The organism is Streptomyces racemochromogenes, from assembly GCF_044129415.1.
Lineage (GTDB): Bacteria > Actinomycetota > Actinomycetes > Streptomycetales > Streptomycetaceae > Streptomyces > Streptomyces racemochromogenes_A.
In genome coordinates this window covers 37963-57237 of record NZ_JBBDHD010000013.1, presented here as the reverse complement: position 1 = coordinate 57237, position 19275 = coordinate 37963, and the positions used below count along the sequence as shown (strand labels likewise).

Genomic DNA, 19275 nt, shown 5'->3' with positions numbered 1-19275 from the left:
ACTGAGACATGGCACACAAGAAGGGCGCATCGTCCACCCGGAACGGGCGCGATTCCAACGCTCAGCGGCTCGGCGTGAAGCGCTTCGGCGGTCAGGTCGTTTCCGCCGGCGAGATCCTCGTCCGCCAGCGCGGCACCCACTTCCACCCGGGTGCGGGTGTCGGTCGCGGTGGCGACGACACGCTGTTCGCGCTGCAGGCCGGTGCCGTTCAGTTCGGCACGCACCGTGGCCGCAAGGTCGTCAACATCGTTCCGGCCGCCTGATCCAGCTCCTGCTGAATCACAAGCGTTCGTAACACCCCGAGGGCGGATCTCAACTCTTCCCGGCACGTGCCGGGAAGAGAGGTCCGCCCTCGGCGCGTTGTCACATAGACACGTTTAATGGGCAGCAAGGCCTGTCCGGGACATTCCCGTAAGTATCTGGAGGAACACCCATGACCACCTTCGTGGACCGCGTCGAGCTGCACGTCGCCGCGGGTAACGGAGGCCACGGCTGCGCCTCCGTTCACCGGGAGAAGTTCAAGCCCCTCGGCGGACCCGACGGAGGCAACGGCGGCCGCGGCGGCGACGTCATCCTGGTGGTGGAGCAGGCGATCACCACCCTGCTGGACTACCACCACAGCCCGCACCGCAAGGCCACCAACGGCAAGCCCGGCGAGGGCGGCAACCGCTCCGGCAAGGACGGCCAGGACCTCGTCCTGCCCGTGCCGGACGGCACCGTCGTCCTCGACAAGCAGGGCAACGTCCTCGCCGACCTCGTCGGCCAGGGCACCACGTACGTGGCCGCCCAGGGCGGCCGCGGCGGCCTCGGCAACGCGGCGCTGGCCTCCGCCCGCCGCAAGGCGCCCGGCTTCGCCCTCCTCGGCGAGCCCGGCGACTCGGGCGACGTCGTACTGGAGCTGAAGACCGTCGCCGACGTGGCGCTCGTCGGCTTCCCCAGCGCCGGCAAGTCCTCGCTGATCTCGGTGCTTTCCGCCGCCAAGCCGAAGATCGCCGACTACCCCTTCACCACCCTCGTCCCGAACCTGGGCGTGGTCACCGCCGGCTCGACCGTCTACACGATCGCCGACGTCCCGGGTCTGATCCCCGGCGCCAGCCAGGGCAAGGGCCTCGGCCTGGAGTTCCTGCGCCACGTCGAGCGCTGCTCCGTCCTCGTGCACGTCCTGGACACCGCCACCCTGGAGTCGGACCGCGACCCGGTCGGCGACCTCGACCTGATCGAGGAGGAGCTCAAGCTCTACGGCGGCGGTCTGGAGAAGCGCCCGCGCCTGGTCGTGCTGAACAAGGTCGACATCCCCGACGGCCAGGACCTCGCCGAAATGGTCCGCCCGGACCTGGAGGCCCGCGGCTACAAGGTCTTCGAGGTCTCCGCGGTCGCCCGCACCGGCCTGAAGGAGCTCTCCTACTTCCTCGCCGAGGTCGTCGCCAAGGCCCGCGCCCGCACGCCCAAGCAGGAGGCGACCCGTATCGTCATCCGCCCGAAGGCCGTGGACGACGCCGGCTTCACCGTCACCTACGACGAGGTCGAGGACGTGTACCGCGTGCGCGGCGAGAAGCCGGAGCGCTGGGTGCGCCAGACCGACTTCAACAACGACGAGGCCGTCGGCTACCTCGCCGACCGGCTCAACCGCCTCGGTGTCGAGGACGCGCTGAAGAAGGCCGGTGCCAAGGCGGGCGACGGCGTGGCCATCGGCTCCGAGGAGAACGCGGTCGTCTTCGACTGGGAGCCGACCATGATGGCCGGCGCCGAGATGCTGGGCCGCCGCGGTGAGGACCACCGCATGGAGGCCCCGCGTCCGGCCACCCAGCGCCGCAAGGAGAAGGAAGCCCGGCGCGGCGACGCCGCCCAGCAGGAGTACGACGAGTTCCGTCCCTTCTAGCGGCCCGTCGGCGGACTTGAAGCCCGCTTTACGCCGTTCGCCTAGGATCCTGCGGGTGAGCAGCAGCAATTCCAGCAGTGACACCCCCTCGGTGTCCGTGGTCGTGATCGCGTACAACGACGCCGGGCTCGTGGGCGAGGCCGTCTCCTCGGCCCTCGCCCAGGGCCCGGTGGTCGCCGAGGTCATCGCCGTCGACGACGCCTCCTCGGACGGGACCGCACGGGTGCTGGAGGAGCTGTCGGCCGCCCACCCGCGCCTGAAGGTCATCCACCGCACGCAGAACAGCGGTGGCTGCGGCACCCCCCGCAACGACGGGATCGCCGCCGCCACCTCCCCGTACGTCCTCTTCCTCGACAGCGACGACGTGCTGCCGCCCGGTGCGGCCGACGCCCTGGTGCGGGCGGCCGAGGAGCACCGGGCCCCCGTCACGGTCGGCGCGTGCGTCCGGCGCGAGCTGCCCGAGGGCCGCGACGTGCCGTGGATGCCCGGTCTCTACACGCCGGGCGAGGTCGTCGAGCGGCCCGCCGACCGGCCCGAGCTGGTCCGCGACACCCTCTGCGTCAACAAGCTGTACGACCGCTCCTTCCTGGAGGAGCACAAGATCCGCTTCCCCGACGGGCGGTTCGTCTACGAGGACTTCGTCTTCACCTCCCGGGTCCTGGCTGCCGCCCCCCGCATCGCCGTCGTCGGCGACCTCGTCTACGTCTGGCACGTGCGCCGGCGCGCCGCCCAGGTGTCCATCTCCCTGGACCGCAAGGACATCGGCAACTGGAGCTCGCGCGTGGAGGCCCACCGCACCGCCTCCCGCACCCTCGCGGACGCCTCCCCGGAACTGGGGCACGCCTGCCAGGTGAAGTTCCTCGACTACGACCTGCGCATGTACCTGCGCGAGCTCGGCAAGGACCCCGGCTACCGGGCCGCCTGGTGGACCCTGACCCGCGACTACCTGGCCGGCTTCGCCGCCGCCGACCTGGACGCGGCCCCCGCCCGCGCCCGCTGGACCGCCCGGGTGCTGCTGGCCTCGAAGACCCCGCCCGCCGACGTCGAGCGGCTGATGACGGGCCTGGCCGCCGAGCCCGCCCGGCTGCTGCCGCCGTACGCCTGCGGCCCCGCGGGGGAGCCGGTGTGGAGCGAGGAGCTGCCGGTCCCGCTGGACGGCCTCGCCGACCTGCCCGCCGCCGACCTGCCCCTGACCGTCGACGCCAAGCCCGCCGGGGGCGGGGCCGTCCGGCTGCGGGTGCGCGACCTGTACGGGCGGCTCGCGCAGGCCCGCCCGCGGACGGTGCGGCTGAGCTTCCTGCCCCGCGCCGGCGGCGACCCCGTCCTGGTGCGCCCGGTGGAGCTGAGGCCCGCCGCCGACGGGGACGGCTGGACCGCCGAGGTCCCCTTCCGGCTCGCGGCCCTGGCCGCCGAGGGCCGCCGCCGGGGGCTGCGCGGCCTGCAGGCCTGGGACGTCAGGGCGGGCGTGGACTGCGCGGACGGGAGCTCCCCGGTCACCTCGCTGCGCCCCCTCGACGGGCTGCTCCGCCGCCGGGCCCTGCCCAGCAGCCGGTACGGTGTTCTGCTGGCGCAGCCCTACCGCACGGCCTCCGGCGCACTGGCGCTGCGCCTCGCCCCCGGTGCCGGGGGCGCGCTGACCTTCGTACGCAACCGCCTCGACCGCGCCCGCGCGCGCAGGTCACGCTAGAGCTCGGGAGAATACGCATGACGTTTCTGATCACCGGTGGCGCCGGATACATCGGCGCGCACGTCGTCCGCGCGATGCTGCTCGCGGGGCAGAAGGTCGTGGTCTTCGACGACCTCTCGACCGGCCGGGAGGACCGGGTCCCCGAGGGCGTGCCGCTGGTGACCGCCTCGGTGCTGGACCGCCTCGCCCTCGACGAGGCCATCGCCGAGCACAAGATCACCGGCGTGGTGCACCTGGCGGGCAAGAAGCAGGTCGGCGAGTCCGTCGAGAAGCCGCTGTACTACTACCACGAGAACGTGGAGGGCCTCCAGGTCCTCCTCGGGGCGGTGGCCAAGGCCGGCATCCGCAACTTCCTCTTCTCCTCCTCCGCCTCCGTGTACGGGATGCCCGACGTGGACTCCGTCACCGAGGAGACCCCGTGCCGGCCGCTGAGCCCGTACGGCGAGACCAAGCTGGCCGGCGAGTGGCTGGTCCGGGCCGCCGGCAAGGCCCACGGCATCTCCACCGCCTGCCTGCGCTACTTCAACGTGGCGGGCGCGGCCGCCCCCGAGCTCGCGGACACCGGCGTCTTCAACCTGGTCCCGATGGTCTTCGAGCGCTACGACGCCGGCGAGGGCGCCCGGATCTTCGGCGACGACTACCCGACCCCGGACGGCACCTGCATCCGCGACTACATCCACGTCGAGGACCTGGCGGACGCCCACGTGGTGGCCGCGCGCAGGCTCGCCGAGTGGGGCGCGGCGGGGGAGTACAAGGACCTCACGGTCAACATCGGGCGCGGCGAGGGCGTCTCCGTCAAGGAGATGGTCGAGCTGCTGAACGAGGGCACCGGGCACACGTACGCGCCGGTCGTCACCCCGCGCCGCCCCGGCGACCCGGCGAAGGTCGTCGCCTCGGCCGACCGGATCGCGGCGGAGCTGGGCTGGAAGGCCCGGCACGACGTCCGCGAGATGATCAGCTCCGCCTGGGCGGGCTGGGAGGCGAACCGCCGGGCCCCGCAGCAGGAGGGCCGCAGGGACGCCCACACGGTCTGACGCCCCCTCGGGCCTGCGAAGCCGCCCGCCCCGGAGCCGGTCCGGGGCGGGCGGCTTTCCGCTGTGCGGGAGGGGGGTCAGCGCTCCAGGAAGGCGAACAGCTCCTCCCAGCGGTCGGTGATCTCCGCGCTGGAGTAGCGGCGCACGCTGCGGAACGCCTCGTCGCCGAGCCGGTCGCGGGTGGCGGGGTCGGACATCAGGGCGTCGAGGTGCCCGGCCAGCTCCATCGTGTTGCCGAGGCGGGCCAGCAGCCCGTCCTCGCCGTGCCGCACGATCTCCCGTACGCCCGGCGCGCAGTCGAACGCGACCGGGGGCAGGCCCGCCGCCATCGCCTCCAGGAGGGTGATCGGGAAGCCCTCGGCCCGGGAGGCCTGGGCGAAGACCGAGGCCCCGCTCAGTGCGCCCAGGACGTCGTCCGTGCTGCCCATCCACTCCACGGAGTCGTCCAGCCCCAGCGAGGTGCAGTGCGCCCGCAGGCCGGCCTCCTCGACGCCCGCCCCGTAGATCCGCAGCTTCCAGTCGGGGTGGCGCGGAACGGCGTCCGCCCAGGCGTCGAGCAGCAGGTCCACGCCCTTCTCGAAGGCCAGGCGGCCGACGCTCGCGACGACCTTCGAGGTGCGCGGGGCGGGGGAGTCCGGCATGAACGGCAGCGGGTTCGGCATGCTGTCGACGTTCTCCATGCCGGACCGGATCCACAGGTCGGCGTCCTCCGGGGTGAGGACCAGCAGCCGGTCGACCTCCGGGTACCAGCGCCGGACCCGGTCGCCCCGGGTGGACTTCTGGCTGGCCTCGAAGGACTCGTGGCTCATGCCGATGACGGAGAGCCCCTTGGTGTCGGCGAGGGCCACCCACTCCATCGCCCACACCTGGGTGACGATCACGACGGCGCCCGGGCCGGCCGCCCGGAACATCTCGCTCAGCCGGTCCGCCCTGGCCCGCATGCCCGCCCGCCGGGCCGCCTGGCGGCGCCGCTCGGGGGCGTTGAGGCGGCCCTTGACGCCGTGCAGCCGGCGGGCCTTCGGCGGGTGGGTCTCGTACAGTGTGGTCATCTCGTACGGGAGGCCGGCGGGCAGCTTCTGCCGGATCTCCTCGGCGACCGGGGCGATGCCGACGATGTGCACGCGGTGACCGCGGTCGGTGAAGAGCCGTGCCATCTGGTGGGACCAGGTGGTCACACCGCCGAGCTCGTCCACGCTGTTGGAGACGATGAAGATGTCCCGGCTCACTTGCCGCTCCTGGTGAAGAACTTCTCGACGATCTGACGGGCGGCGTCCCCGCGGTCGTACTCGCCGAACTCGGCGAGGAAGCGGCGGCGGGCCTCGGCGTACTTGGCGTCGGCCTCGTCGAAGGCGGCGACGGCCTGCATCAGCTCGTCCGCCGTGGCCACCACCGGGCCCGGGGCCTTGTCCAGCAGGTCGAAGTAGGTGCCGCGGATGTCCGTCGCGTACTTCTCGTAGTCGTACGCGAAGAAGAGCATCGGCCGGTCCAGCACCGCGTAGTCGAACATCACGGACGAGTAGTCGGTGATCAGCCCGTCGGCGAGCGCGAGCAGCGGGGTGATGTCGTGGTGCCGGGAGACGTCGATCACCCGGCCCGCGACCGAGGGCGGGAGGGAGACGCTGTTGAGGTAGTGGGTGCGCACCAGCAGCGTGACGCGGTCGCCGAGCCGGTCGGCGAACTCCTCCACGTCGAAGGGGAACTCGAAGCCCTCGACGGCGCCGTCCGCGGTGGCCCGGAACGTCGGCGCGTACAGCAGCACCCGCTTGTCCGGGTCGATGCCCAGCTCGGCGGCGAGCGGCCCGCGCACCCGCTCCCCGCTGTCGGCCTCGGCCCGGTGCGCCTCGACCAGGGCGTCGTTGCGCGGGTAGCCGGTGCGCAGCAGCACCTCGTCGCGGAGCCGGAAGCCCTTGGCGAGGGTGCGGACGTCGTGCTCGGAGCGGATCAGGAAGTGGTCGAAGCGGTCGACGGCCGCCTGGAACCTGTCCTGGGCCGGCTTGCCCTGGGCCTTGGTGCGGGGCTCGTGGAAGCCCATCCGCTTGAGGGCGGAGCCGTGCCAGGTCTGGATGTAGGTGGTCCCCGGGCGCTTGGACAGGGCCAGCGGGAAGCCCTGGTTGTCCACCCAGTACTCGGCCTGGGCCAGCGCCCTCAGGTACTGCCAGCTCCAGCGCTTGACCAGGGTGGCCTCCTTGGGGAAGCCGGTGGGCTTGGCGCCCGCGTAGGACCAGATCGCCTCGAAGGGGGCCCTCTGGCGGACCAGCTCCTCGTAGATGGCCTTCGGGCTGTCGCTGTACTGCTTGCCCATGTGGCTCTCGAAGACGACGGTGCCCTTCTTGACGGGCAGCTTCGAGAAGACCTCGTGGTAGACCTTCACCTTCTGCTCGCCCGAGCCGATGTTGCGGCGGGCCTTCAGGGCGCGGCGAAGGCTGCGCTTGACCACTCCGGCGGCCTTGCCGTGCATCGCGCTGTTGATCAGCGACTGGGTGCGGACGGCGGCGGCCCCCTCGGCGGTCAGGACGTAGGAGAGGTTGCCCTTCTTGGTCATCTCCGGCTCGAAGCGGTCGGAGACCAGCCGGGTCAGCCGGGGGCGCACCCGCAGCCTGGCCGCGGACTCCAGGTCCACCCCGCCGACCGAGACGCGGGTGGTGATGCGGTCCCCGCCCGCGGTGAGCTTCAGGCGCACGTCCCAGACGGCGTCGATGATGCCCAGCGGGCGGACCGTGCCGCCCACGTCGGCGGTGGCGGACCACTCGATCGTGTCACCGGCGTGTCGCACGGTTGCCACGGGGAAGCTGAAGGAGCGCACGCCGATCTGCCGCCGGGCCCGGAACTCCAGGGAGGCCGACAGTTCGGCGTCCTCCGCGATCCGGCCCAGGGGGTTCACGACGGCGCCGGAGAGGGTTACCTTGCCGCGCCCGTCGTCCGCGTACGAGGTCAGGCGGTTGCCCAGGATCAGGGAGGTCAGCGGCGTGGTGTGGAAGCCCTGGGCGGTGACGTCCAGTATGCGGCGGCCCTCGGCGTCGTCGAGGTGCTCGGCGCACCAGTAGACGCGGCCGTCGCGCTCGGCCAGCGGGGAGGACAGCCGGCCCTTGTTGGTCATCGCGTCGGCGGCGGCGAGGAGGTTCTTCCAGTCCTCCTTGCCGAGCAGGTAGGCGCAGATGGCCTGGAGGTGGGTGACGTGCTCGTACGCCTCCGGGTCGATGCCCGCCAGGTAGCCGTTGGCGAGCCGGGCGAACTCCTGGCGGTAGGCGTCGCCCAGCAGCGGCAGGTCGCGCAGGTGCAGCACGAGGTCGTGCTTGAGGAACTTGGCGTCCTTGGCGGTCTTGATGGCGGTGTGGCCCTTGGCGGCCAGCAGCTCGTCGACCCGGCGGTGGATCTCCATCCGGTGGGCGAAGTTCGCGATCTCGTGGCGCCGGTTGCTGATCGACTTGGCCGCGGCCTTCTCGACCACGTTCCAGTAGTAGACGTGGTTGGGGATCAGCGTGATGCGGCGGGCCGCCACGTACGCCTGGGCCGAGAACAGCAGGTCCTCGTAGTGGATGCCGACCGGGAACTCCAGGCCCTGCTCCAGCAGGAACGAGCGCCGGTAGCACTTGTTCGTGGAGAGGGTGTCGTAGACCAGCAGATCCGGGTACTCGGTGATCGACTCCAGGGTGCGGGTCCGTGCGTAGATCCACGGGTACCACTCGGTGGTCTTGCCCCAGCGGTTGTCGAGGTGCACGCGCACGCACATGCCCGATACCAGGTCGGAGCCGGTCCGCTCGGCGGCGGCCAGCATGTTGCGGCAGGCGTTGCGCTCCAGGACGTCGTCGCTGTCCAGGAACATGACGTAGGTGCCGGTGGCCTGCTTGATGCCGTGGTTGCGCGGCGCGCCGCAGCCGCCGCTGTTCTCGGGCAGCCGGAAGGCGCGGACCCGCCCGGGGTGCGCCGCTTCGAGCTCCTGGGCGACCTCGTAGGACCGGTCCTTGCTGCAGTCGTCGACGATCACGACTTCGACCCCGCGCAGGGTCTGGTCCAAAACCGACCGGACGGCTGTCGGCAGACGCTCTGCGTCGTTGTAGACGATGACGACCACGGAGACGTCAGGCACGTGCACCTCGATCCCTTCGTTCCATTCCGCTTATCCCGTCAAAGCTACCGTGTGCCGCACGCGACTCGGGCAGGGCGACCTGCGCCGTGCATACTTCTAAGGAAGAGGTGAGTCGCGGGTCCGGTCGCCGACAATCACCCGTTCGGACCCCAGCAGGAAGTGCCCATGACCAAGCTGTCGGTAGTCGTCCCCTGTTACAACGAAGAAGCGGTCATCGACCGCTTCGACGAGGAGATCCGCAAGGTTCTGGACGCCCTGCCCGTCGAGTACGAGGTCTGCTACGTCGACGACGGCAGCCGCGACGGCACCCTCGGGAAACTCCGGAAGATCGCAGCCGAGCACCGGGACCGGACCCGCTACGTCTCCTTCAGCAGGAACTTCGGCAAGGAGGCGGGCATGCTCGCCGGCCTGCGCGAGGCCACCGGCGACGCCGTCGTGATCATGGACGCGGACCTCCAGCACCCGCCGGAGCTCATCGCCACCATGCTGGAGCACTACCGCCAGGGCCACGACCAGGTCATCGCCCGGCGCACCCGCGAAGGGGACAAGAAGCTCCGCTCGGCCCTCAGCCGCCTCTACTACCGGGGGGTCAACCGCTGGGTCGACGTCGAGCTCACCGACGGCGTCGGCGACTTCCGGCTCCTGTCGCGGCCCGCCGTGGACGCCCTGCTCGCGCTCCCCGAGTACAACCGCTTCTCCAAGGGGCTCTTCTCCTGGATCGGCTTCGACACCGTCCACTTCGACTACCGGAACGCCCAGCGCGAAGCGGGCGAGACGAAGTGGAAGTTCGCCTCCCTGCTGAACTACGGCATGGACGGACTGATCTCCTTCAACAACCGGCCGCTGCGCATCGGTATCTGGCTCGGGGTCTCGCTCGTCGCGCTGACCGGCCTGTACGCGCTGTGGATCACCGTGATGGCCATCACCAACGGCATCGACGCCCCCGGCTACGTCACGATCATCGCGATGATCGCGGGCATCGGCGGCATGCAGATGATCATGCTGGGCCTGATCGGCGAGTACATCGGCCGCATCTACTACGAGACCAAGCGCCGCCCGCACTTCCTGGTCAAGGAGGCCCACGGCGCGCCCGTGGCCGCCGCGCCCTCGGAACCGGTCGTCGCGGAGCGCAGCAGCCGATGAACACTCACTCCCGCCGCGAGCAGCTCGGGCAGATCTTCCGTTTCGCCCTGGTGGGCGGGGTCAACACCGGCACCTTCTTCGTCATCTACCTGTGCCTGCACCCGTGGATGCCGTACTTCGCCGCGTACACCCTGGCCTTCCTGCTGGCGATGGTCGGCTCGTTCTTCATGAACACCTACTTCACCTACCGCACCCGCCCCACCTGGAAGAAGTTCCTGCTCTTCCCGCTGACGAACGTCACCAACTACGTGATCCAGTCCGCGGGCCTCTACGCCCTGGTGACCTGGGTCGGCATGGACACCCGGATCGCCCCGCTGGTCGCCGCCGTCCTCGCCATCCCGTTCACCTTCGTGCTCTCCCGCAAGATCCTCATCCCGGGGACGGGCCCCGACCAGGCCCGCGAACCGGAGCGGGCGGCGGCGGGCTCCGCGTCCAGGGGCTGAAACCGGCGGGCGGGGCCGGCACGGGACCCCGTAGATTGAGCCAGTTGGTTGGTCGGTTTCGTGCATGTGTGAGGGGAAAGACGTGTCAGCGGCTAGGCAGGGTGTCGTGGACGCCCGCAGGATCGTGGTCAAGGTCGGCTCCTCCTCCCTCACCACCGCGGCGGGCGGACTCGACGCCGACCGCGTGGACGCACTGGTCGACGTCCTGGCCAAGGCCCGCAGCGGCGGCGAGAAGGAGATCGTCCTGGTCTCCTCCGGCGCCATCGCCGCCGGGCTCTCCCCCCTCGGCCTCGCCCGCCGGCCCAAGGACCTGGCCCGCCAGCAGGCCGCGGCCAGCGTCGGCCAGGGCCTCCTCGTCGCCCGCTACACCGCCTCCTTCGCCCGCTACGGCGTCCGCGTCGGTCAGGTGCTGCTCACCACCGACGACACCAGCCGGCGCGCGCACTACCGCAACGCCTTCAACACCCTGGACCAGCTCCTGGCCATGGGCGCGCTGCCCGTCGTCAACGAGAACGACACCGTCGCCACCGACGAGATCCGCTTCGGCGACAACGACCGGCTGGCCGCCCTCGTCGCCCACCTGGTCCGCGCCGACCTGCTCGTCCTCCTCTCCGACGTCGACGGCCTCTACGACGGCGACCCCTCCCTGCCCGGCACCGCCCGCGTCGAGGAGGTGCGCGGGCCCGAGGACATCGCCCACGTCTCCATCGGCAGCGCCGGCAAGGCGGGCGTCGGCACCGGCGGCATGGTCACCAAGGTCGAGGCCGCCCGGATCGCCGCGGCGGCGGGCGTCCCCGTCGTCCTCACCTCCGCCAGCAGGGCGGCCGACGCCCTGGCCGGCCGTGACACCGGCACCCTCTTCCACCCCACCGGCCGGCGCTCGGCCGACCGGCTGCTGTGGCTCCAGCACGCCTCCACCCCGCAGGGCCACCTCGTCCTCGACGACGGCGCCGTCCGCGCCGTCACCCAGCGCGGCAGCTCCCTGCTGCCGGCGGGCATCGCGGCCGTCGAGGGCGACTTCGTCGCCGGCGACCCCGTCGAGCTGCGTTCCGCCGAGGGGGTCGCGGTGGCGCGGGGCCTGGTCAACTTCGACGCCAAGGAGCTCCCGCAGCTCCTCGGCCGCTCCACCCGCGAGCTTGCGCGGGAGCTCGGACCCGCGTACGAGCGGGAGGTCGTGCACCGGGACGATCTGGTCCTGCTGCAGGGCTGAGGTTCGGGAAAACCACCGCGCGGCGGGCCGGGGACTGGTCAACTGTGAGGGGCGGACACGCGTAGCGCAGACAGGAGGCGGCTGGTGAGACGAGCGCTGACCAGCGTCGGTACCGGGGACGGCGGCGCCGGCGGGGAGGAGCCGGGCCCGGTGTCCCGCCTCTGGCACGTGACGCTGAGCGTCTCGGGCAGGCCGACGCCGCTGTCGGAGGTGCGGCGCGGGCTGGAGCAGCTCGCGCACGACCACCCCTTCCTGCTGACGAGCCGGTACGCCGACGACCACGCGGAGATCCGGTACTGGGAGGAGGCCCGCGACCTGCACGACGCGGCGGCCGTCGCCCTGCGGCTGTGGGGCGAGCACCGTTCCACGGCGCAGCTGCCTCCGTGGGAGATCGTCGGGCTGGAGGTCATCGACCGCACGACGTACCACCAACGCGTCGCGGAGGGCTACGGCCCACCCCCGGCCCACCCGGTGGGCGTGCACCCCTATTGACGCACCGCTCGCACGGCCCGGCGCCGGGGCGCCTCCCCGGCTTCGCGCCGCTGCGGCGGACTCCGTCCGCCGGGAGCCGGGTGGGATGCCGGCCCCGGCTGGGGTCCGGGGGCCTCGGCGGGGGGTGCGCCGCCGCGCGGGCCACGTGTGGCCCCGCCGGCGGTCGAGGCGCGGGGTCCGGGGCGGAGCCCCGGGAACAGGGGGCCGGGGCTTGCCCCGGGAAACGGAGAAAGGGCGGGGCGGGGAGACGGCTCCGCGCCGCGGCAGCCCGGCCACCGCTCCGGCCGAGGTGGGAGGGGCGTCTCGCGGGGTGGAACCCCGTGAGCGGGGCGGGGGCCGGGGATTACCCTGGGCGGCATGACCTCGCTCGACGACGCCCCCGCGACCTCCCCCGTCACCGCCACCGCGCAGGCGGCCCGTACCGCCGCCGCCGCCATCGCGCCACTCCCGCGGTCCGCCAAGGACACCGCCCTGCTGGCCATCGCGGAGGCGCTGGAGGCCCGTACGGCCGAGATCGTCGCCGCCAACGCCGTCGACACCGACAAGGCCCGCGCCGCCGGCACCAGCGAGACCGTCGTCGACCGGCTCACGCTCACCCCGGAGCGCGTCGCCGCCATCGCCTCCGACGTCCGCGACGTCGCGGCCCTCCCGGACCCCGTCGGCGAGGTCGTCCGCGGCTCCACCCTCCCCAACGGCATCGACCTCCGGCAGATCCGCGTCCCCCTCGGCGTCGTCGGCATCATCTACGAGGCCCGCCCCAACGTCACCGTCGACGCCGCCGCCCTCTGCCTGAAGTCCGGCAACGCCGTCCTCCTGCGCGGCAGTTCCTCCGCCTACGCCTCCAACACCGCCCTCGTCGCCATCCTGCGCGACGCGATCGTGAGCGCCGGCCTGCCCGCCGACGCGATCCAGCTCGTCCCCGGCGAGTCCCGCGACTCCGTCCGCGAGCTGATGCGGGCCCGCGGCCTCGTCGACGTGCTCATCCCGCGCGGCGGCGCCTCCCTCATCAAGACCGTCGTCGAGGAGTCCACCGTCCCGGTCATCGAGACCGGTACCGGCAACTGCCACGTCTACGTCGACGCCCAGGCCGACCTCGGCATGGCCGTGGACATCCTCGTCAACTCCAAGGCCCAGCGGCCCTCCGTCTGCAACGCCGCCGAGACCCTCCTCGTCCACCGCGACATCGCCGACGCCTTCCTGCCCCGCGCCCTCGACGCCCTCGCCGACGCCGGCGTGACCGTCCACGGCGACGCCCGGGTGCTGGCCGCCGCCGAGGAGAGCAAGGTCACCGCCCTGCCCGCCACCGACGAGGACTGGGCCGCCGAGTACCTGTCGTACGACATCGCCGCCGCCGTCGTGGACTCCCTCGACGACGCCGTCGCCCACATCCGCCGCTGGACCTCCGGCCACACCGAGGCGATCGTCACCACCTCGCAGGCCGCCGCGCGCCGCTTCACCCAGTTGGTCGACTCGACCACCGTCGCCGTGAACGCCTCCACCCGGTTCACCGACGGTGGCCAGTTCGGGTTCGGTGCGGAGATCGGCATCTCCACCCAGAAGCTGCACGCCCGGGGCCCGATGGGGCTGCCCGAGCTCACCTCCACCAAGTACATCGTCACCGGCGACGGTCACATCCGGTAACCGCCACCCGAACCCGGTGTGGCCGGATTCCGGCTTTCACCCTGCCCAAAGCGGCCCCCCAGGTCTACGCTGTTCCCGTGCCGGACGACGTGGGGGGCAAGCCGTTCCCGGACGACGGGGAGCCCGACGACGACCGCGGAGGCGCGGATCAGTACTTCGCCTCCGTGGTGTTCGACGAGGCCTTCGTCCGGGGCGCCGAGATCCATGAACCGAGCGCGGCCGAGCGCCAGCGCGCCGCCGACCTGGCCCGCGCCGAGGCCGAGGCCGCCCGCGTCGCGGGCGGCTGGGCGGGCGAGGACGACCACGCCCACCCGGACGGGTACCCCTACGACGACCCCGACTGGGAAGCCGGCGCCCACGGCTGCGCCGAGGGGCCGTACGGGGCCTACGGCGGCAGCCTGCGCCCCTACCGCGGCCGGGCCGGCTGGCTGAGACCCGTCGCCTGGGTACTCGCCGTCGTCATGGGGCTCGGGATGGTGGCGCTGGCCTTCGGCGCCGTCTACCGCAGCGCCGCCGGCGAAGCGGACCCCGCACCCGCTCCCGCCAGTACCCCGCTCGGGGAAGTCACCGGCGTCGGCGCGTTTACGTACCCCGTCGGCCGCCAACCCTGAAGGTACGACCCCACTCGCCCGTTCCAGGGCCGGGGGCTTCTCTGAAGCGGGGACAGCGGGAGAAGCGATGGCCGTACCAGGAGACCCACCCAACGGCACCCCCGAGGGATTCGGCGGGGGCGACGACGAACTGCGCCCGGACGAGTACCGGTCGGTGGTGTTCGACGAGGACTTCGTCCGCGCCGCCCGCCTCCAGGAGTTCTCCGCCCAGGAACGCATGGGTGAGCACGCCCGGGCCGTCCGCAGCCGCTCCATCTGGTCCGGCGGCGGCTCCGCCGGCCGCGGGAACGGAACCCCGGGGCGCGGTGCCCGCCAGGGCATGCTGCTGGTCCTGCTCATCGCGACGGCCTTCGCCGTCGCCGTCTACCTGGGCCTGCGCAACCCCTACGTGCCCCCGGCCGGCGGCGGTGCCGAGCCCCTCGGCAGCACCGTCGTGCCCCTGGCGCCGTCCTCCGCCGTCCCCGGTGGCAAACCGGCCGACCTCTACGCCCAGAGCCCGGCGGCCGACTACCGGACCGGGGCGGCCGGGATCACCCTGCCGGCGGTACGCCGGACCCACCACTTCACCGAGAGCCAGGTCCTGGCCGCGCTGTCCATCGCCAAGGACTACCTGGTGCAGTCCTCCCTGGACCCCGACGTGCTCTCCGGTGCCGCCTCCCGGCCCGTGCGCGTGCTCCTGGACCCCGGGCAGCTGGCCCAGTTCGACGAGAGCATGACATCGCCGTCCGGGGACGGCCGGCACGCCGCCACCGGCTGGCTGGTCCGCTTCGACCCGCAGACCGCCGTCCTGGCCGACTCCCGCGTCCGGGTCGACGGCGTGCTCGCCTTCGAGGAGACCAGCCCGGAGGAGCTGGTCGTCACCACCGACCACACCTTCGTGTACGCCGTACGGGGAGCGGCCGGACCCGACGCGGCCTCCCTCTTCACCGTCCGGCGCGAGCTGCGGCTGCGCTTCGACCACGAGGACCTCACCACCCGCCGGGCGGAGCTGACCTCCTCCTACGTGATGGCCGGCCCCCAGGACTGCGCCGCCGACCCGGCCGGAGGCTTCCGCCCGCTGCTGGCCGGGGCCGGGCCCACCACGGTCGGCCCGCCGGTCAGCGACCCGTACGCCAACGGCCACCCCCGGCGCGCCGCCGGACTGTGCGGGGTCATGGACCCGGCCGGGGCCGCCTCCGCCCCGCCCTCGTCCACCCCGCCGTCACAGCCGGCGCAGTCCTCGGAGCCGTCCCGGGCGGATCAGGCGGCCGGAACGCCCGTGGCCCGGCCGCAGGCGCCGCCCCCGCCCGCGTCCCTCAGCCCCGGCCGGTAGCGCCCCCGTCCTCGCCGCCCGCCCGGGCGTTCCCGCCGCCGGCCGCCCCGGTGAACCGGTCGCGCAGCTTCCCGCCCAGGTCGCCCGCGCCGCCGGCTATGTCGCCGACCAGCTTCATCAGCGGATCCCTGCTCGTCCGCACCGAGTCCGCGTAGTGCGAGGCGGACTCGCGGAAGGAGTCGGTCACCGACGTGTCCTTGTCCTCCTCCCGCCGCGGGTAGTGCCCGTCCATGATCCGCTGGTAGTCCCGGCTCTGCGACCACTTGCGCAGCTCGGCGGCGCGCACCGTGGGGAAGGGGTGCGTGCGCGGCAGCATGTTGAGGATCTTCAGGACCGAGTCGCGCAGGTCCCCGCCCGCCTCGTACTCGTCGGCCTGGGCCAGGAAGGCGTCGACGTTCATCTCGTGCAGGTGGTTGCCGCCCGCGATCTTCATCAGCCCGCGCATCGACGCGTTCGCGTCCTGCCCCACCAGCAGCCCGGCCCGGTCCGCCGACAGCTCCGACTTGCGGAACCACTCGCGCAGCGCCGTGACGAGCGCCGTGACCGCCACATTGCCCAGCGGGATCCACGCCACCTTCAGCGCCAGGTTCGTCAGGAACAGCAGCACCGTGCGGTACACGGAGTGCCCGGACAGCGCGTGGCCCACCTCGTGGCCCACGACCGCCCGCATCTCCTCCTCGTCGAGCAGCTCCACCAGCGCCGTCGTCACCACGATGATCGGCTCGTCCAGCCCGATGCACATGGCGTTCGGCTTGGGGTCCTGCTGCACGTACATCTGGGGGACCTTCTCCAGGTCCAGGATGTAACAGGCGTCCCGCAGCATCTCGTACAGGTGGGGGAACTGGCTCTCGCCCACGCGCACCGACTCCGACAGGAACAGCAGCCGCAGGCTCCGCTCGGGGAGCAGCCCGCTCAGGGCCTTGAAGACCGTGTCGAACCCGGCCAGCTTGCGCAGGGCGACCAGCGCCGACCGGTCCGCCGGGTGCTCGTAGGCCCGGGAGGAGATGCCCGGGAACCTGCGGCGATCGCGTGCCGGTGTCTTCTCGAATCCGCTGTCCGTCATGGTTTCCCCCTGGCTCGGCCTCCGCTGAACTGCGTCCATCCTCTCAACGCCTGAGTCGGCGTGAGCGTGCCCCGGGCCCCCGCATACGATGTGAGGGAAGTCTCCGCTCGCTCCCCGACTCGATAGGTACCTGCCTGATGAGCCTCTCCGCCACCGCCCACAACCTCGTCCTCCTCGCTTCGGAGGGCGCCGAGCAGCAAGGCGGCAACCACGAGAGCCTGAACCCCTACCTGACCGGTGGCGGTGCGCTCTTCATCCTGCTGCTGATGCTCTGGGTGACCACGCGCCTGAACCGCGACCGCTGAACCACTCGTTCGGACCGGGCCTCCGCGCGCGCGGCACCGGGCCAGTAGGCTCTGCGCTCATGGGAGAGCAGGAAGTGCCTACGGGCCCGGTCAAGCGCCGGCTCGGCGTGATGGGCGGGACGTTCGACCCGATCCACCACGGACACCTGGTGGCCGCCAGCGAGGTGGCCGCCCTTTTCCACCTCGACGAGGTGGTGTTCGTCCCCACGGGCGAACCGTGGCAGAAGTCCCAGCGGGCCGTGTCGCCCGCCGAGGACCGCTACCTGATGACGGTCATCGCCACCGCCTCGAACCCGCAGTTCTCGGTGAGCCGCATCGACATCGACCGCGGCGGTCCCACGTACACGATCGACACCCTGCGCGACCTGAGCGCGCTCAACGAGGACGCCGACCTCTTCTTCATCACCGGCGCCGACGCCCTCGCGCAGATCCTCACCTGGCGCAACGCCGACGAGCTGTTCTCCCTCGCCCACTTCATCGGCGTGACCCGGCCGGGCCACGTCCTGACCGACGACGGCCTGCCCGAGGGCGGCGTCTCGCTCGTCGAGGTGCCCGCGCTGGCGATCTCCTCCACGGACTGCCGCGCCCGCGTCGCCGAAGGCGACCCCGTCTGGTACCTGGTCCCGGACGGTGTGGTGCGCTACATCGACAAGCGTGAGCTGTACCGGGGAGCCTGAGCTTCCGGAACGACGAGAGGCCCGCGGTGAACGACCCACAGGATCCGTACGACCCGTACGCCGCCCAGCAGCAGCTCATCGGCTACGACCCGTACGGCCGGCCGCTGTACGGCCAGGTGCCCGCGCAGCAGCCCCTCCAGCCCGCCCCGCCCCCGTACGAGCAACGGTACGAGCAGCAGTACGAGCCCCCGTACGGGCAGTCGTACGCACAGCAGTCCCACGAACAGCAGTACGGGTACGAGCGGCAGGTGCAGGGATACGCCGAGGCCCCCTCCCACGGCCACGACGCCCGGCAGCCCCAGCAGTGGATCCCGCAGCAGGCCGACGCCCCCGAGGCCCCCGCGCAGCAGCCCGCCGCCGCCCCCGTCCCCGAGCCGCGCCGGGCCGAGCGGGAGGCCCCGGCCGAGGCCGCCGGCTACCGCACCGAGCAGTTCGCCTTCCTCGACCAGCCCGACGAGGACTCCGAGGACGTCATCGACTGGCTCGCCTTCACCGAGAGCCGCACCGAGCGCCGCGAGGAGGCCCGCCGCCGCGGCCGCAACCGGGTGGTCGCGCTGGTCGTCGTCCTGGCCCTCCTCGTCGTCGGCGGGCTCGGCTACCTCTGGTACGCGGGCGGACTTCCGTTCCTCGACGGCCCCGGCCAGAAGAAGGGCGCCGCGACGGCCGCCGGCGCCCAGAAGCGCGACATGATCGTCGTCCACCTGCGCAACACCAAGCGGGGCGGCAGCTCCACCGCCCTCCTCGTCGACAACGTCACCGCGCGGCAGGGGGCCACCGTCCTGCTGCCCGGCACCCTCGCCGTCACCAAGGAGGACGGCACCGGCACCACCCTCGGCAAGTCCGTCGAGGACGGCGGCATCGGCACCCGCGAGGCCCTGGACACCGCCCTCGGCACCCGCATCGGCGGCACCTGGCGCCTGGACACCCCCTTCCTGGAGCGCCTGGTCGAGCTGGTCGGCGGCATCGAGGTCGACACCGACGCGGCCGTGCCCGCGGACGACCAGGCCAAGACCCCGGCCGTCGGACAGGGGCCCAAGCAGAGCCTGACCGGTGCCATGGCCGTCGCCTACGCCACCCACCGGGCCCAGGGCGAACCCGAGGCCAGGCAGCTGGAGCGCACGGGCCGGGTCCTCTACGCCGTCCTGCGCAAGATCCCCTCCGACCCCAAGGCCGCCGCCACGACCGTCGAGAGCCTGGGCCAGATCCTGGACCCGGGGCTCGACGCGCAGAACCTCGGCGGCCTCCTGGCGCGGATCGGGGAGCACGCCAAGACGGCCGCGTACCGCACCGAGGTGCTCGCGGTGAAGCCCGACGGGAGCCTGACCGACGACGCCTCCAAGAAGACGGTCAGGGAACTCCTCGGCGGCACCGTCTCCGCGGCCCAGCCCGGAGCGGCCCCGCGCGTGGGCCTCAAGGACGCCACGGGCGACGAGAAGGCGCAGGTGGCGGCCAAGGCGGCGCTGCTCAACGGCGGCTACTCGTTCGTGGACGGCGGCAAGGCCGACCGGGCGGCGGCCACCACGCAGATCACGTACCAGGACGACGGACAGCGGGCCCGGGCGGTCGACGTCGCCAAGACGCTGGGGCTGCCGGAGACGGCCGTGAAGAAGGCCGAGAGCCTGGTCAACGCGGACGTCGTGGTGACCCTGGGCAAGGACTGGAAGCCGTCCTGACCGGGCGGTGCCGGCAGT

At 72.5% G+C, this 19275-nt stretch carries 17 protein-coding genes; 14 read left to right on the top strand and 3 right to left on the bottom strand.

What is annotated here, in order from left to right; genetic code table 11:
- Positions 1-8: 8 nt before the first annotated feature.
- From rpmA to galE, 4 genes are all read left to right on the top strand, one after another.
- Entirely contained in the window at positions 9-263 is a 255-nt protein-coding gene (gene rpmA / locus WDV06_RS07690; RefSeq protein WP_008738950.1) for a 50S ribosomal protein L27, read from the top strand.
- 170 nt (positions 264-433) lie between these two features.
- Positions 434-1879, top strand: coding sequence for a GTPase ObgE (gene obgE / locus WDV06_RS07685; protein WP_395508880.1), 1446 nt, complete (start codon positions 434-436; stop codon positions 1877-1879).
- A gap of 55 nt (positions 1880-1934) precedes the next feature.
- Positions 1935-3566 (top strand): glycosyltransferase family 2 protein, encoded by a 1632-nt coding sequence (locus WDV06_RS07680; protein WP_395508879.1) that lies wholly within the window; start codon positions 1935-1937, stop codon positions 3564-3566.
- A gap of 17 nt (positions 3567-3583) precedes the next feature.
- Positions 3584-4600 carry a UDP-glucose 4-epimerase GalE gene (gene galE, locus WDV06_RS07675; RefSeq protein WP_395508878.1) on the top strand — a complete coding sequence of 339 codons (1017 nt, stop codon included), beginning with the start codon at positions 3584-3586 and terminating at the stop codon, positions 4598-4600.
- Between the two features lie 77 nt (positions 4601-4677).
- On the opposite strand, the gene WDV06_RS07670 is transcribed toward galE, so the two are convergent.
- Entirely contained in the window at positions 4678-5826 is a 1149-nt protein-coding gene (locus WDV06_RS07670; protein ID WP_395508877.1) for a glycosyltransferase, read from the bottom strand.
- Positions 5823-8693: a bifunctional glycosyltransferase/CDP-glycerol:glycerophosphate glycerophosphotransferase gene (locus WDV06_RS07665; RefSeq protein WP_395508876.1), complete on the bottom strand. Its 2871-nt coding sequence runs from the start codon at positions 8691-8693 to the stop codon at positions 5823-5825. The genes WDV06_RS07670 and WDV06_RS07665 overlap by 4 nt, the downstream gene beginning before the upstream one ends.
- Before the next feature lie 159 nt (positions 8694-8852).
- Between WDV06_RS07665 and WDV06_RS07660 the strand changes: the two genes are divergently transcribed.
- From WDV06_RS07660 to WDV06_RS07630, 7 genes are all read left to right on the top strand, one after another.
- Positions 8853-9830 carry a glycosyltransferase family 2 protein gene (locus WDV06_RS07660; protein ID WP_395508875.1) on the top strand — a complete coding sequence of 326 codons (978 nt, stop codon included), beginning with the start codon at positions 8853-8855 and terminating at the stop codon, positions 9828-9830.
- Positions 9827-10273, top strand: a complete 447-nt coding sequence (locus tag WDV06_RS07655) for a GtrA family protein (RefSeq protein WP_395508874.1) — start codon at positions 9827-9829, stop codon at positions 10271-10273. Before WDV06_RS07660 ends, WDV06_RS07655 begins: the two co-directional genes overlap by 4 nt.
- 82 nt (positions 10274-10355) lie before the next feature.
- Complete coding sequence (gene proB / locus WDV06_RS07650; RefSeq protein WP_395508873.1) at positions 10356-11483, top strand: glutamate 5-kinase; 1128 nt, start codon at positions 10356-10358, stop codon at positions 11481-11483.
- Between the two features lie 81 nt (positions 11484-11564).
- Positions 11565-11975 (top strand): hypothetical protein, encoded by a 411-nt coding sequence (locus WDV06_RS07645; RefSeq protein WP_395508911.1) that lies wholly within the window; start codon positions 11565-11567, stop codon positions 11973-11975.
- A gap of 357 nt (positions 11976-12332) precedes the next feature.
- Entirely contained in the window at positions 12333-13616 is a 1284-nt protein-coding gene (locus tag WDV06_RS07640) for a glutamate-5-semialdehyde dehydrogenase (protein ID WP_395508872.1), read from the top strand.
- Between the two features lie 77 nt (positions 13617-13693).
- Complete coding sequence (locus tag WDV06_RS07635; protein ID WP_395508871.1) at positions 13694-14227, top strand: SCO2584 family spore wall biosynthesis protein; 534 nt, start codon at positions 13694-13696, stop codon at positions 14225-14227.
- A gap of 67 nt (positions 14228-14294) precedes the next feature.
- A complete protein-coding gene (locus WDV06_RS07630) occupies positions 14295-15539 on the top strand; it encodes an SCO2583 family membrane protein (RefSeq protein WP_395508870.1) in 1245 nt (414 codons plus the stop codon).
- On the opposite strand, the gene WDV06_RS07625 is transcribed toward WDV06_RS07630, so the two are convergent.
- Positions 15523-16602, bottom strand: coding sequence for a M48 family metallopeptidase (locus tag WDV06_RS07625; protein ID WP_395508869.1), 1080 nt, complete (start codon positions 16600-16602; stop codon positions 15523-15525). The two genes, WDV06_RS07630 and WDV06_RS07625, sit on opposite strands and share 17 nt — an antisense overlap.
- Positions 16603-16739: 137 nt before the next feature.
- On the opposite strand from WDV06_RS07625, the gene WDV06_RS07620 reads away from it, so the two are divergent.
- The 3 genes from WDV06_RS07620 to WDV06_RS07610 are packed head-to-tail and all read left to right on the top strand — an operon-like array spanning position 16740 to position 19257.
- On the top strand, positions 16740-16907 hold the full coding sequence (locus tag WDV06_RS07620) for a hypothetical protein (RefSeq protein ID WP_395508868.1): 168 nt from the start codon (positions 16740-16742) through the stop codon (positions 16905-16907).
- 59 nt (positions 16908-16966) lie between these two features.
- Positions 16967-17584: a nicotinate-nucleotide adenylyltransferase gene (gene nadD / locus WDV06_RS07615; RefSeq protein WP_079426883.1), complete on the top strand. Its 618-nt coding sequence runs from the start codon at positions 16967-16969 to the stop codon at positions 17582-17584.
- A 26-nt stretch (positions 17585-17610) separates the two neighbouring features.
- On the top strand, positions 17611-19257 hold the full coding sequence (locus tag WDV06_RS07610; RefSeq protein ID WP_395508867.1) for an LCP family protein: 1647 nt from the start codon (positions 17611-17613) through the stop codon (positions 19255-19257).
- Positions 19258-19275: the final 18 nt, after the last annotated feature.